Annotated in this window: 11 protein-coding genes; 6 read left to right on the plus strand and 5 right to left on the minus strand. The window is 62.7% G+C overall.

Translation table 11 applies throughout. The annotated features are described in order from the left end of the window. Positions 1-33 precede the first annotated feature (33 nt). Positions 34-1,116: an ABC transporter ATP-binding protein gene (locus EOD15_RS15930; RefSeq protein ID WP_127318804.1), complete on the plus strand. Its 1,083-nt coding sequence runs from the start codon at positions 34-36 to the stop codon at positions 1,114-1,116. A 129-nt stretch (positions 1,117-1,245) separates the two neighbouring features. Here EOD15_RS15930 and EOD15_RS15935 read toward each other — a convergent pair whose 3' ends face one another. From EOD15_RS15935 to ugpB, 4 genes are all read right to left on the minus strand, one after another. After that, on the minus strand, positions 1,246-2,313 hold the full coding sequence (locus EOD15_RS15935; protein WP_127268505.1) for a sn-glycerol-3-phosphate import ATP-binding protein UgpC: 1,068 nt from the start codon (positions 2,311-2,313) through the stop codon (positions 1,246-1,248). 7 nt (positions 2,314-2,320) lie between these two features. Beyond that, the gene (gene ugpE, locus EOD15_RS15940) at positions 2,321-3,169 is read right to left on the minus strand and encodes a sn-glycerol-3-phosphate ABC transporter permease UgpE (RefSeq protein ID WP_127268504.1); all 849 of its coding nucleotides are present in this window, start codon (positions 3,167-3,169) and stop codon (positions 2,321-2,323) included. A gap of 9 nt (positions 3,170-3,178) precedes the next feature. Continuing rightward, complete coding sequence (gene ugpA / locus EOD15_RS15945; protein ID WP_023811118.1) at positions 3,179-4,063, minus strand: sn-glycerol-3-phosphate ABC transporter permease UgpA; 885 nt, start codon at positions 4,061-4,063, stop codon at positions 3,179-3,181. A gap of 194 nt (positions 4,064-4,257) precedes the next feature. Beyond that, positions 4,258-5,568 (minus strand): sn-glycerol-3-phosphate ABC transporter substrate-binding protein UgpB, encoded by a 1,311-nt coding sequence (gene ugpB, locus EOD15_RS15950; RefSeq protein ID WP_023811116.1) that lies wholly within the window; start codon positions 5,566-5,568, stop codon positions 4,258-4,260. Positions 5,569-5,919: 351 nt separating this feature from the next. Between ugpB and EOD15_RS15955 the strand changes: the two genes are divergently transcribed. Beyond that, the gene (locus EOD15_RS15955) at positions 5,920-8,352 is read left to right on the plus strand and encodes an EAL domain-containing protein (RefSeq protein WP_127408623.1); all 2,433 of its coding nucleotides are present in this window, start codon (positions 5,920-5,922) and stop codon (positions 8,350-8,352) included. Position 8,353: 1 nt separating this feature from the next. Here the strand turns inward: EOD15_RS15955 and EOD15_RS15960 are convergent, their stop codons facing one another. Next, positions 8,354-9,043 (minus strand): TlpA disulfide reductase family protein, encoded by a 690-nt coding sequence (locus EOD15_RS15960; RefSeq protein WP_127318796.1) that lies wholly within the window; start codon positions 9,041-9,043, stop codon positions 8,354-8,356. A gap of 35 nt (positions 9,044-9,078) precedes the next feature. Between EOD15_RS15960 and argH the strand changes: the two genes are divergently transcribed. From argH to EOD15_RS15980, 4 genes are all read left to right on the plus strand, one after another. Then, complete coding sequence (gene argH / locus EOD15_RS15965; protein WP_127408624.1) at positions 9,079-10,479, plus strand: argininosuccinate lyase; 1,401 nt, start codon at positions 9,079-9,081, stop codon at positions 10,477-10,479. A 140-nt stretch (positions 10,480-10,619) separates the two neighbouring features. After that, complete coding sequence (locus EOD15_RS15970; RefSeq protein ID WP_023811112.1) at positions 10,620-10,826, plus strand: lipoprotein; 207 nt, start codon at positions 10,620-10,622, stop codon at positions 10,824-10,826. A 63-nt stretch (positions 10,827-10,889) separates the two neighbouring features. Further along, positions 10,890-12,158: a diaminopimelate decarboxylase gene (gene lysA, locus EOD15_RS15975; RefSeq protein WP_127380008.1), complete on the plus strand. Its 1,269-nt coding sequence runs from the start codon at positions 10,890-10,892 to the stop codon at positions 12,156-12,158. Between the two features lie 39 nt (positions 12,159-12,197). Beyond that, positions 12,198-12,957 (plus strand): threonine/serine dehydratase (locus EOD15_RS15980; RefSeq protein WP_148129561.1); only part of this gene is annotated, 760 nt, incomplete at its 3' end.

The following is a 12,957-nucleotide window of genomic DNA, read 5'->3' on the forward strand; positions in this document are numbered from 1 at the left end:
GCTCTATGTCCAGTCGAAACGGATGGCCGGACGATGAGCTTTCTCGAAATCGGCGGCTTGCACAAGCAGTACGGCCCGGTGGCCGCCCTTGCCGGCGTCGACCTGAACGTCGCCAGCGGCAGCCGCACGGCGATTGTCGGTCCTTCCGGCTGCGGCAAGACGACCCTGCTGCGGCTGATTGCCGGCTTCGAGGCGCCGGACCAGGGGCACATCACGCTCGACGGTACGATATTGGCCAATGGCGGCGCTGCGGTGCCGGCATATCGGCGAGGCATCGGCGTGGTGGCGCAGGATGGCGCCCTGTTTCCGCATCTGACCATTGGCGACAATATCGGTTTCGGCATGGGTCGCGGCGAGGACAAGCGCACCGAGCGCATCGTCGAGCTCGCCTATATCGTCGGGCTGGACAAGGCGATCCTCAAGCGCCGCCCGCACGAGCTCTCCGGCGGCCAGCAGCAGCGCGTGGCGCTGGCTCGCGCCATGGCGATGAAACCCCGGCTGATGCTGCTCGACGAGCCGTTCTCGGCACTCGATACCGGCCTGCGCGCCTCGATGCGCAAGGCGGTGGCCGAGCTTCTGGAAGCTGCCGGCATCACCACCATCCTGGTGACGCACGACCAGGCCGAGGCGCTGTCCTTCGCCAGCCAGGTCGCGGTGATGCGCGACGGCAAGTTCTCGCAAATCGGCACGCCGCGCGAGCTCTATCTCAAGCCGAAGGACAGGATGATCGCCGAATTCCTTGGCGACGCCATCATCCTGCCGGCCAAGATATCGGATGGCTTCGCCAACTCGCCGCTCGGCCGCATCGCGGTCGACACCAATGACAGCCGCGATGTCGCCCGCATCATGCTTCGCCCGGAGCAGATCGCGCTGAAGAGAACGTCGCGCGAGGGCATGTCCGGCACCTCGGATATGCTGTTCGGCGAAGTGACGGAATCCGAATTCGCCGGCTCGATGTGCACGGTCGCGGTGCGGCTCTTGAACAATGCCGATCCGCCCGATGCGGCAGCGATCGGCAACACGCCGCTGGTCCTGCGCAAACCGGGCATGGACGCGCCGGCGGTCGGCGAGATCGTCCGGCTGACCGTATCGGGAAAGGCGCATGTCTTCGCCTGAACACCGTATGCTGGAGCAATTCTAGGAAACTGTGAAGCGGTTTTCCGTCTGGAATTGCGTCAAAACAAAGAGTTAGAGCAGCTCGCCGTTTCCGTGAAACGGTGAAACGCTCTGGGCATATCTTTTGGATTAGCCGACGCGCTTTCCTGCCTGATCGAACCAGTGCAGCTTTTCTGCCTTGGCAACCACGCGCAATTGGTTGCCAACCGTGGCGGTGGCGCGACCCGCGACACGCACGACGATACGGTTGCCGCCTGCCGCACAGTGAAGGAAACTTTCGGCGCCTACCGGTTCGACTGCCTCGACCAGCGCCGGCAGGACGAGGGCGCCGGGCGGCGCCTCCGCATTGAAGGTGACGTCGGCATCCTCGGGCCGAAAACCGAGGGTCGCAGCTCTTGCCTCCCGAGGTGCGAAAGCGATCGCCGTGCCGTCTGCGAGCACCGCGCCCGAGGCGCTTTCGGTCAGTGCCAGGAGATTCATCGGCGGCGCGCCAATGAAGGAAGCGACGAAGGTCGAGGCCGGCCTTTCATAGATGTCGAGCGGCGCCCCCATTTGCTCGACCAGTCCGCCGTTCATGACGACGAGGATGTCGGCCAACGTCATCGCCTCGAGCTGGTCATGCGTGACATAGACCGACGTGACGCCAAGCGAGCGTTGCAGGTTCTTTATCTCGACGCGCATCTGGCCACGCAATTTGGCATCGAGATTGGAGAGCGGCTCGTCGAACAGGAAAACCCTCGGGTTGCGCACAATGGCACGACCCATGGCGACACGCTGGCGCTGGCCGCCGGAAAGCTCGCGCGGGCGGCGGTCGAGCAGCGCCGAAAGTTCGAGTATTTTCGCCGTCGCGCGGACCCGGCTGTCGATCTCATCTTTCGGCGTGCCGCGGTTGCGCAGCCCATAGGCCATGTTGTCGTAGACTTTCATATGCGGATAGAGCGCATAGTTCTGGAACACCATGGCGATGTCCCGCTCGGTCGGACCGATTGAGTTTACGATCTTGCCGTCGATCGCAACTGTTCCCGAGGAGATGGTTTCGAGCCCGGCGATCATTCTGAGCAGCGTGGACTTGCCGCAGCCCGATGGGCCGACCAGCACGCAAAGCTGCCTGTCGGGAACTGCGATTGAAACGCCCTTCACGGCCTCGAAACCGCTGGGGTAGACCTTCTTCACATCCTTCAGATCGACGGTCGCCATCAGCTTCTCACTTTTCGGAATCGACCAGGCCGCGAACGAACCAGCGTTGCATCAGCACCACGACCAGGATCGGCGGCACGATGGCCAGCATCGCTGTGACCATGACCAGGTGCCATTGCGTATCGGCATCGGCGAAGGAGACCATCTTTCTCAACGCGATGACGATCGTATTCATGTTGCTGCTGTTGGTGACGAGCAACGGCCACAGATACTGTGTCCAGCCATAAATGAAGAGGATGACGAACAGCGCCGCGATGTTTGTCCGCGACAGCGGCAACAGGATATCGAAGAAGAAGCGCCACGGCCCCGCACCATCAACACGCGCCGCCTCCACCAGTTCACCTGGAATGGTCATGAAAAACTGTCGAAACAGCAATGTGGCGGTGGCCGAGGCGATCAGCGGGATGATCAGGCCGGCATAGGTGTCGATCATGCCGAGATCGACCATCACCTTGTAGGTCGGCAGGATGCGCACCTCGACGGGAAGCATCAAGGTGATGAAGATCAGCCAGAAGAAGGTCATGCGCAGCGGAAAGCGGAAAAATACGATCGCGTAGGCCGACAGGATCGAGATGAAGATCTTTCCCACCGCGATGCCGAGCGCCATGATCGTCGTGTTGAGCAGCAGCCTGCCGACGCTGACGCCGCCGATACGGCCGACACCGCCGAACAGCGCTTCGGTGTAATTGTTCCAGAACTGATCGCCGGGCAGGAGCGGCAATGGCGGCCTGAGGATCGTTTGCAGCGTCTGCGTCGAGGCAACGAACGTGTAGTAGATCGGGAAAGCAACGATCAATATGCCGAGGATCAGCACGGCGTGGGCGATGACGGTGCGGAGCGGTGACTGGCCGATCATCGCTCGCCCTCAGCCGTAATGGACTTTGCGTTCCACATAGCGGAACTGGATGGCCGTGAGCGAGATGACGATGACCATCAGGATGACCGACTGCGCCGCCGAGTCACCGAGGATCAGATTGACGAATCCGTCATTGTAGACCTTGTAGACCAGCGTTTCAGTCGTCTTGCCCGGACCGCCCCCGGTGACGGCATGGACGATGCCGAACGTGTCGAACAGGGCATAGACGGTGTTGACGACCAGCAGGAAGAAGGTCGTCGGCGCAAGCAGCGGGAAGACGATGGTCCAGAATCGCTTGGTCTCGCCGGCGCCGTCCATGGCCGCCGCCTCGATCAAGGCTTTCGGCACCGCCTGCAGGCCGGCGACGAAGAACAGGAAATTGTAGCTGATCTGCTTCCAAGCAGCGGCGGACACCAGCAGGATCATGGCGTGGGTGCCGTTGAGCAGTGGATCCCAGGCGATGCCGAAACTTCTCAGCATGTAGGCCAGCGACCCGATCGACGGGTTGAAGAGGAACAGCCACAGCATACCGGCGATCGCCGGCGCCACCGCGTAGGGCCAGATCAAGAGCGTGCGGTAGAGACCTTTGCCGCGCACCACCTTCTCTGCCATGACCGCAAGCAGGAGCGCCACGCACATGGCGACGATGGCGGTCGCAAGGGAAAACACCACCGTGACCTTGATCGAGTTCAGGTAGGCCGGATCGGCAAGCACTTTCCTGAAATTGGCGAACCAGACGAACTTGGTCCTCAGTCCGAACGGATCCTGCCTGAGCATGGATTGGTAGAACGCCTGACCGGCCGGCCAGTAGAAAAACACGAGCGTGATGGCCAGTTGCGGCGCCACCAGCAGGTAGGGAAGGATCTTGTTGGGAAACACGACGCGAGGGGTCATGGAGCCACTCCGAGGTGATGAGGCGGGCGGCACGATGTAGCATCCCTCTTCGCCAAGATGGCTTTGACGAGCGTTTCGGATTGGGCATCATCGACCGTTGGCGAAATCGCAAGGGACGGCAAAACTCCCCTCGCCGAGGGGAGATGCCTGGCAGGACAGGTGGATGCGCCGTAGAGCAAGGACCTGCGCTCGCTCTAATTCCCCAGCGCTTCCTTGATCGCCGCATTGCCACGCGTAACCGCATTGTCGAGCGCCTGCTGCGCGGTTTGCTGGCCGGCGAGCATCTTTTCGAACTCCTCGTTCTGGATATCGCGCACCTGCGGCAGGTTCGGCAGACGTACGCCCTTGGAATTGTCGGTCGGCGCCTTACCCGTCATCTGCAGGATCGGGGTCTCGCGACCGACGTTCTTGTCATAGAAACCGGACTTCTTGGTCGCTTCATAGGCGGCAAGCGTTACCGGCAGATAACCCGACTTCTGGTGCAGGTATTCTTGCACCTCGGTCTTCGACAGGTAGGCGAAGAAGGCCGCGACGCCCTTGTATTCCTCGTCGGATTTATCAGCGAAAACCCACAGGCTGGCGCCACCCGGCGTCGTGTTCTGCGGTGCGCCCTTGGCGTCGCTGTCATAGGGCAATTGGCCGATGCCGTAATTCATGCCGGACTTGACGATATCGCCAAGGCCGCCGGAGGATTCGGTCATGATCCCGCATTCGCCAGCGAGGAAGATCTGCTTGGCTTCGGAGGTGCGGCCGCCATATTTGAAAGTGCCGTCCTTGGCGAGGTCCGCCAGCGCCTGGAAGTGGTTGACGAAAATCGGCGCATTGATCTTGAGCTCGACATCGCCGCCGGCCAGACCGTTCTGCTGGGTGGCCCATGACACGTCATTCCAGGCCGCGAAATTCTCCAGATGGATCCAGGTCAGCCAGGTCGAGGTGTAGCCGCAGGCGGCCGCGCCGCTCGCCTTGATCTTCTTGGCGTCTTCCCACACCTCATTCCAGGTCTTGGGTGGGCTGTCGACGTCGAGACCAGCCTTCTTGAAGATATCCTTGTTGTAATAAAGGATCGGCGAGGAGGAGTTGTAGGGGAAAGAGAGCATGGTGCCGTCAGGCTTCGAATAATAGCCGACTATGCCTGGCAGATACTGGCTCTTGTCGAAGGTCATTCCAGCGCTGGTCAACACATCGGCTGCCGGCTTGATTGCGCCTTCGGCTGCCATCATCACGCCGGTGCCGACGTCGAACACCTGCATGATGTCGGGCGCCTGGCCGGCGCGGTAGGCGGCGATGCCGGCATTCAGCGTCTCGGGATACGTGCCTTTGAACACCGGAACGAGTTCATAGTCGCTCTGGCTGGCATTGAAATCTTTGGAGATCTTGTCGACAACTTCGGCATTGGCGCCAGTCATGGCGTGCCACCAACTGATCTGCGTGACAGCAAAAGCGGAGGTTGAGGAAAGCAGCATAAAGGTGGCGGCAACACCGGCCGCGAAGCCGAAGGACTTCATGTTTCATCTCCCGTTTGTCATTGGCGAAAGGGGCACTCCCGCAAAGGCAATATGTGTCGCTCATGACAATCAGACAACGGTTTTGTTGCAGATCGACGAACTTCACCCCTTTACCTCCCGCCACCTCGCCTCCGCTTGGACGCATGGAAAGCCACACGGTTAGCCGGCTTAGCGCGACGACAAGCGCCCCGTCGGAACTGCCAAGCTGCCTTTCGGGGTGGCAGCCTTGATTGCAGCCGCTGCAACCCGAAGAGACACGCCAAGGTTGCAGGCGACTTTATCGATCCCTCAACGGCAAAGCGCTACTCAATCCTGCTGCCCTGTTTATTTCCAAAGATCAGGTGAAATAAAATGCTGACGGTCTACAATTGTATCGTCAACGAACACGATCTGAGACTGGTCGCACTCGCCGCGCTGATCTGCGGAATTTCCTGTTTCTCTGCCGTCAACCTGCTTCATCACATAAGCCGCTCCACCGATCGGAACCGGCTTGCCTGGCTGATGATCGCGGCCACTTCGACCGGCTTCGGCATCTGGGCAACGCACTTCATCGCCATGCTCGCATTCACACCGGGCATACCCAGTGCTTACGATCCCGCACTTTCCGTGCTTTCGCTCGCTGCTTCGGTCACTCTGACGGCAGCCGGCATGTGGATCGCCACCTTGCGGAATGAGTTCGACTATCATCTCGTCGGCGGCGCCGTGCTGGGCGGCGGTATCGCGGCCATGCACTACATCGGTATGGCGGCGTTCGAGGTTCAGGGCCGCATCGAGTGGAACCTGTTGCTTGTCGCCGTTTCCCTTCTGGCCGGCGTAACGCTCGCGGCGCTGGCGCTGCGTGTCGTGCAGCGCCGTCCCTCCTTGAAGGCGACATCCGGCGGCGCGGTGCTGCTGACGCTGGCAATCTGTACCCTGCATTTCATCGGCATGGGTGCTGTCTCGATCTTCCCTGATCCCTCGATCGTCATATCCGAATACACGATCGAGCCGACCTCGCAGGCTTTTGCGGCCGCCGCCGCCACATTGGTGATCCTGGTCCTGTCGGCATCGGCGCTGTGGATCGATTTGCGCTTCCGTCGCCAGAAGCTCGAGGTCGACCGCATGCACGGCCTGGCCAATGCCGCCGTGGAGGGGCTGATCGTCTGCGACGGCCACCGCATCATCAGTGCCAATGACAGCATGGCGACATTGACGGGCATCGCAACAGCGACGCTGAACGGAATGCAGCTTGGCGATCTCTTCGGATCCGATATGTCGGGCTTCGGCGAACAGCCGCAGGAGGCCGAATTGAGCGGCCGCGATGGCACGAGCATTCCTGTCGAGCTGATCGCCAGGAGCATCGACTATTGTGGCAAGCCTCACAACGTGGTTGCGGTCCGAGACATTCGCGAGCGCAAGAAGGCGGAACAGGAGATCCTGCGCCTTGCCCATTTCGATCCGTTGACCGGACTGGCCAATCGCCGCAGCTTTTCCGGCCGGCTGGAGACGGAAATTGCTGCGATGGGCCGGACCAGGAAAGGCGGTCAGCTTGCGCTTCTGCTGCTCGATCTCGACCGGTTCAAGGAGGTCAACGATCTGTATGGGCACGGCGCGGGCGACGCCATGCTGCAGAAGGTTGCGCATTGCGTTACCGGCATTCTTCGTCAAGGACAGATGGTGGCGCGGCTGGGCGGCGACGAATTTGCCATCGTCGCGCCGAACCTGACCGACCCGTTGGAGGCAGGCCGTATCGCCGACGCGGTGCTGACTGCCATGCGCGAGGAAAACCGGCTCTCGGTCGGCGGCGGCCTTGTATCGGCCAGCATCGGCATTGCGCTGTATCCATCGGATGCCGAAAACCAGGCCAGCCTGATAAGCCACGCCGATACGGCGCTCTACCGGGCCAAGACCGAAGGCAAGGACACCTACCGCTATTTCGAAGCTTCGATGGGGGCCGAGGCCCGCGACAAGCGCGTGATGGAGCACGAACTGCGCCAGGCAGTCGCGCGCCAGGAGTTCTACCTCGTCTACCAGCCGCAGAAGGAGATCAGCAGCGGGAAGATGGTCGGTTTCGAAGCGCTGGTCCGGTGGCGGCATCCGACGCGCGGCGACGTGTCGCCGAGCATATTCATCCCGGTCGCCGAAGACAGCGGCGCCATTGGCCAGATTGGCGAATGGGTGCTGACGGCCGCCTGCGAGGAAGCCGCCCGCTGGGAAAATCCGCTGACGGTGGCCGTCAACGTTTCGGCGGTGCAGCTCCACAACGCGAATTTCAGCCGCAAGGTCCACGAAACCTTGCTGAATTCCGGCCTGGCGCCCGGCAGGCTCGAGCTTGAGATCACCGAGACGGCGCTTGTCAAGGACATGCCGCGGGCATTGGCCACCTTGCGGCAGGTCAAGGCGCTGGGCGTGCGCGTCGCCATGGACGATTTTGGAACCGGCTATTCCTCGCTCTCCAACCTTCGCGCCTTTCCCTTCGACAAGATCAAGATCGATGGCTCATTCATCAAGTCCGTCGACAAGAACGGCCAGGTCGCGGCGATCGTGCGCGCCGTCCTGGGACTTGGACGCGGGCTTGGCCTGCCGGTTCTGGCGGAGGGTGTCGAGACGCTCGGCGAACTGAAGTTCCTGGACGCCGAAGCCTGCGAGATCGGCCAGGGCTACTATATCGGCAAGCCGGCTCTCATCGAGGAATTCGGCGATCTGACCGGCGTCGTCGCACCCGCTGTCGGCAGCAAACCCGCCAGCCTGCGCGACAGAAGCGTTCTGGCCTTCGCGCCCGCACCCGCGCTAGCCACACGCTAGACTACAGGCTCTCGGGCTTGAGTGCCGTCTCGACCAGCCGCCTGGCGTCCGGCCCCGACCATTCGGCCGGGCCGTTCATGTGGGCGATCAGGCAGCCCTCGCCGTCGATCAGCATGGTGACGGGAAGGCCTAGCGCCAAGCCGCGCTTCTTGAGGTCGTTGAACAGCGTCATCGTCGAATCCCGGTAATAGCCGAGCGTCGCGACGCCGGTATCGCTGAGGAACTTCTTCGGCTTCACATCGTCGCCGGCATCGACGTTGACGGCGACCACTTCAAAGGAGTCGCTGCCCTTTTCCTTCTGCAGCGCATCGAGCGCCGGCATTTCGGCACGGCACGGCGCGCACCATGTCGCCCACAGATTGAGCAGCACCGTCTTGCCGGCATGATCGGCAAGCGTCATCGGCTTGCCGTCCGGACCATTGAAGGCAAGGCTCTTCAGGGATTGAGGCGGATCGGCCGGCAAAAGTGCCGCAACCTCACCGGTGGCCGACGCCGCGACTTTCTTGGCGCGGTCGCTCTTGGCCGCGCAGGTCACGTCGTCCCTGCTGTCACCCACGGCAGCTTGTGCCGGTGCATTGTTGCCAGACCGGCTCTCGCTGACATATACCGCGACCGCGCCCGCCAGCGCGCCCGCCACCAAGGCGGCGAGGATCAGGCGCGGGGCCGGGAAGAATCTACTACCGTCTGCCATTTTCTCAAAACTGCTCCGAAGCACGGGTTATAGCCATGAGCGACAAGAAAACCAGCAACCAGATGTGGGGCGGACGTTTTGCCTCGGGTCCGGCCGCGATCATGGAAGCGATCAACGCGTCTATCTCCTTCGACCGCAAACTCTATGCGCAGGACATCAAAGGCTCGATCGCCCATAGCGAGATGCTGGCGCAAACGGGCATTATTTCGGCGGCCGACCAAGAAAAAATCGCTGACGGGCTGAACACGATCCTGAAAGAGATCGAGGCCGGCAGCTTCGAGTTTTCGACACGGCTCGAAGACATCCACATGAACATCGAGGCGCGCCTCGCCGATCTGATCGGCCCGGCGGCCGGCCGGCTGCACACCGCCCGCTCGCGCAATGATCAAGTCGCGGTCGATTTGCGGCTGTGGGTCAAGGATGAATGCTTTCGCGTCGCCGAGGCGTTGAAAGGGCTGATCGAGGCGCTGCTGGAGCGGGCCGAGGAGCATGCCGCGACCGTGATGCCGGGCTTTACCCATATGCAGGCGGCCCAGCCGGTGACCTTCGGCCATCACTGCATGGCCTATGTCGAGATGTTTTCGCGCGACCTGTCGCGCGTGCGCGATGCGATCGAGCGGATGGATGAAAGCCCGCTCGGTGCCGCCGCACTTGCCGGCACCAGCTTCCCGATCGACCGCCACCGGACCGCCAAGGCGCTCGGCTTCCGCGAGCCGATGCGCAATTCGCTCGACAGCGTCTCGGATCGCGATTTCGCGCTCGAGTTCCTCGGCGTGGCGGCGATCTGCGCCACGCATCTGTCACGGCTGGCCGAAGAGATCATCATCTGGTCGACGCCGCAGTTCGGCTTCGTCAGGCTGTCGGACTCGTTTTCCACCGGCTCCTCCATCATGCCGCAGAAGAAGAACCCCGATGCCGCCGAACTGGTGCGCGGCAAGACCGGCCGCGTCACCGGTCATCTGGTCGGCCTGCTGACGGTGATGAAGGGCATGCCTTTGACCTATGGCAAGGATATGCAGGAAGACAAGGAATCGGTGTTCGACGCCGCCGAGACGCTCGACTTGATGCTGGCGGCGATGACCGGCATGGTCTCGGACATGACGGTCAACGCGGCCGCGATGAAGAAGGCCGCCGGCTCCGGCCACGCGACAGCAACCGACCTTGCCGACTGGCTGGTGCGCACGCTCGGCCTGCCGTTCCGCGAGGCGCATCATGTCACCGGCCGGGCGGTGGCGCTGGCCGAAGACAGGAAGGTGGGGCTGGAGAAGCTTTCACTGGAGGATTTGCAGTCGATCAATTCCGGCATCACGGCCGACATATTTTCGGTGCTGGCGGTGCAGAACTCGGTCAAGAGCCGCACCAGTTTCGGCGGCACGGCGCCGTCGGAAGTGAGGAAGCAGATCCGCGCCTGGAAAAAGCGGCTGGCGAAAGCGTAATGCCGGATATTGCGAGCAGTAATATCCCGGATATTCCGCAGTAATATCCCGGATATTGCGACGGGCAATATCTCGGGGTGCAATGCGCCGAGAACTCGGCTAAAAGCGGCGGCTGACAAACGTTTCGGACGGATGGATCGATGACCGGAAGCAGGATTTTGGTGACACTGACGCTGCTGGTTGCGATCGCGGCCGTTTCGGCCTGCGGCAGGAGGGGCGCTCTCGACACGCCCTATGAGGCGGCCGTGCAGGCGCGCAAGGATGCCTCGAAGGCCCACCAGCCCGTGCCGCCGGAGCCGGAAAAACCGGTCAAGGACAAGAAATTCATCCTCGACCCGCTGATCTAGAGCCGACGAGAGCCGGGCCTTTCAACCCGATCTCATCGCGCCCCAACTTCCGGAACCACTCTCGTGAACCATTTCGACTACCGCGACGGCGTGCTCCATGCCGAGGACGTGGCGATCCCCGACATCGCCGCACAGATCGGCACGCCATTCTACTGCTATTCGACGGCGACCCTGACCAGGCACTACCGGGTGTTTGCCCAGTCCTTTGCCGGGCTCGACGCGCTGGTCTGCTACGCCATGAAGGCCAATTCCAACCAGGCCGTGCTGCGGACGCTGGCCAAGCTCGGCGCCGGCGCCGACGTGGTTTCGGAAGGTGAATTGCGCCGGGCGCTGGCCGCCGGCATTCCGGCCGGCAAGATCCTGTTTTCGGGCGTCGGCAAGACCGCGCGCGAAATGGACTTTGCCCTTGCTGCCGGCATCCTTTGCTTCAACGTCGAATCCGAGCCTGAACTCGAGCTGTTGTCGGCGCGAGCCACCGCCCTTGGCAAGGTGGCGTCGATCTCGCTGCGCATCAATCCCGACGTCGACGCCAAGACCCACAAGAAGATCTCCACCGGCAAGGCCGAGAACAAGTTCGGCATCCCGTGGCAGCGGGCGCGGCAGGTTTATGCCCGCGCGGCAAAGCTTCCCGGCATCAGGATCACCGGCATCGATACCCATATCGGCAGCCAGATCACCGAGCTGCAGCCCTTCGACGATGCCTTCGCCCTGCTTGTCGATCTCGTCGGCGCGCTGCGGGCGGACGGCCATGCCATCGAGCATATCGATGTCGGCGGCGGGCTCGGCATTCCCTACCGCATCGACAACAACCCGCCGCCGCTGCCCGACGCCTATGCCCAGATCGTCAGGAAGCATGTCACCAAGCTCGGGCTGAAGGTGATGTTCGAGCCTGGCCGGCTGATATCGGGCAATGCCGGCATCCTCGTCTCGGAAGTGATCTTCGTGAAGGAAGGCGACGCCAAGAACTTCCTCGTCGTTGATGCCGCCATGAACGATCTCATCCGGCCGACGCTCTACGACGCCTTCCACGACATCCGTCCGGTCGTGCAGCCGCCGGCCGACACGCCGCGCATGATGGTCGACGTGGTAGGCCCGGTCTGCGAGACCGGCGACTATATCGGCCTGGACCGCGATCTGCCCAGGCTGAAGGCCGGCGACCTGATTGCCGTCTCCACCGCCGGCGCCTATGGCGCGGTGCAGGCCGGCACCTACAACACCCGCCTGCTGGTGCCGGAGGTGCTGGTCGACGGCGACCGGTTCCACGTCGTGCGCCCACGCCCGACCTATGACGACCTGATTGGGCTGGATTCGATGCCCGACTGGCTTGCATAGGAGCGCCGGAAACACACCTACCCGTCTCAGGGAGCAATCATGACGAATGGCATCACCGTCACACGCGAGCGCATTGCCGCGATGGAACCGCGCATCCGCCCCTATATCAGGCACACGCCGGTGCTGCGCGTCGACATGGCCGACTTCGATCAGCCGCCGCTGGCCGTCGACCTGAAGCTCGAATGCCTGCAGCATTCCGGCTCGTTCAAGGCGCGCGGCGCCTTCACTAACCTCCTGGAGCGCCCGGTTCCCGACGCCGGCGTCGTCGCCGCATCGGGCGGCAACCATGGTGCGGCCGTCGCCTATGCCGCCATGCGGCTGGGCCACAAGGCGACCATCTTCGTTCCCGAAGTGAGCCCGGCGGCCAAGCTGGAACGGATCCGTTCCTATGGCGCCAAGCTGATCGTCGGCGGCGCCCGCTACGCCGAGGCGCTGGCCGCCAGCGAACGTTTCGCCGAGGAGACCGGCGCCTTGCAGATCCACGCCTTCAACCAGGAGGAAACGCTCGTCGGCCAAGGCACCCTTGGGCTCGAAATCGAGGCCGATTTGCCTCGGATCGACACGCTGCTGGTCGCTGTCGGTGGCGGCGGCCTGATCGGCGGCATCGCTGCCTGGTTCGCCGGCCGCATCCGCATCATCGCCGTCGAGCCGGAAGAAGCGCCGACGCTGCATCGCGCCTTCGAGGCCGGACACCCCGTCGACGCTCCGGCCGAAGGCATCGCCGCCGACTCGCTGGCGCCAAAGCGCGTCGGCGAAATGATGTTCCCGATCGCCGAGGCCTTTGTCGAACGCTCGATCC

The organism is Mesorhizobium sp. M7A.T.Ca.US.000.02.2.1, assembly GCF_003996995.1.
Taxonomy (GTDB): domain Bacteria; phylum Pseudomonadota; class Alphaproteobacteria; order Rhizobiales; family Rhizobiaceae; genus Mesorhizobium.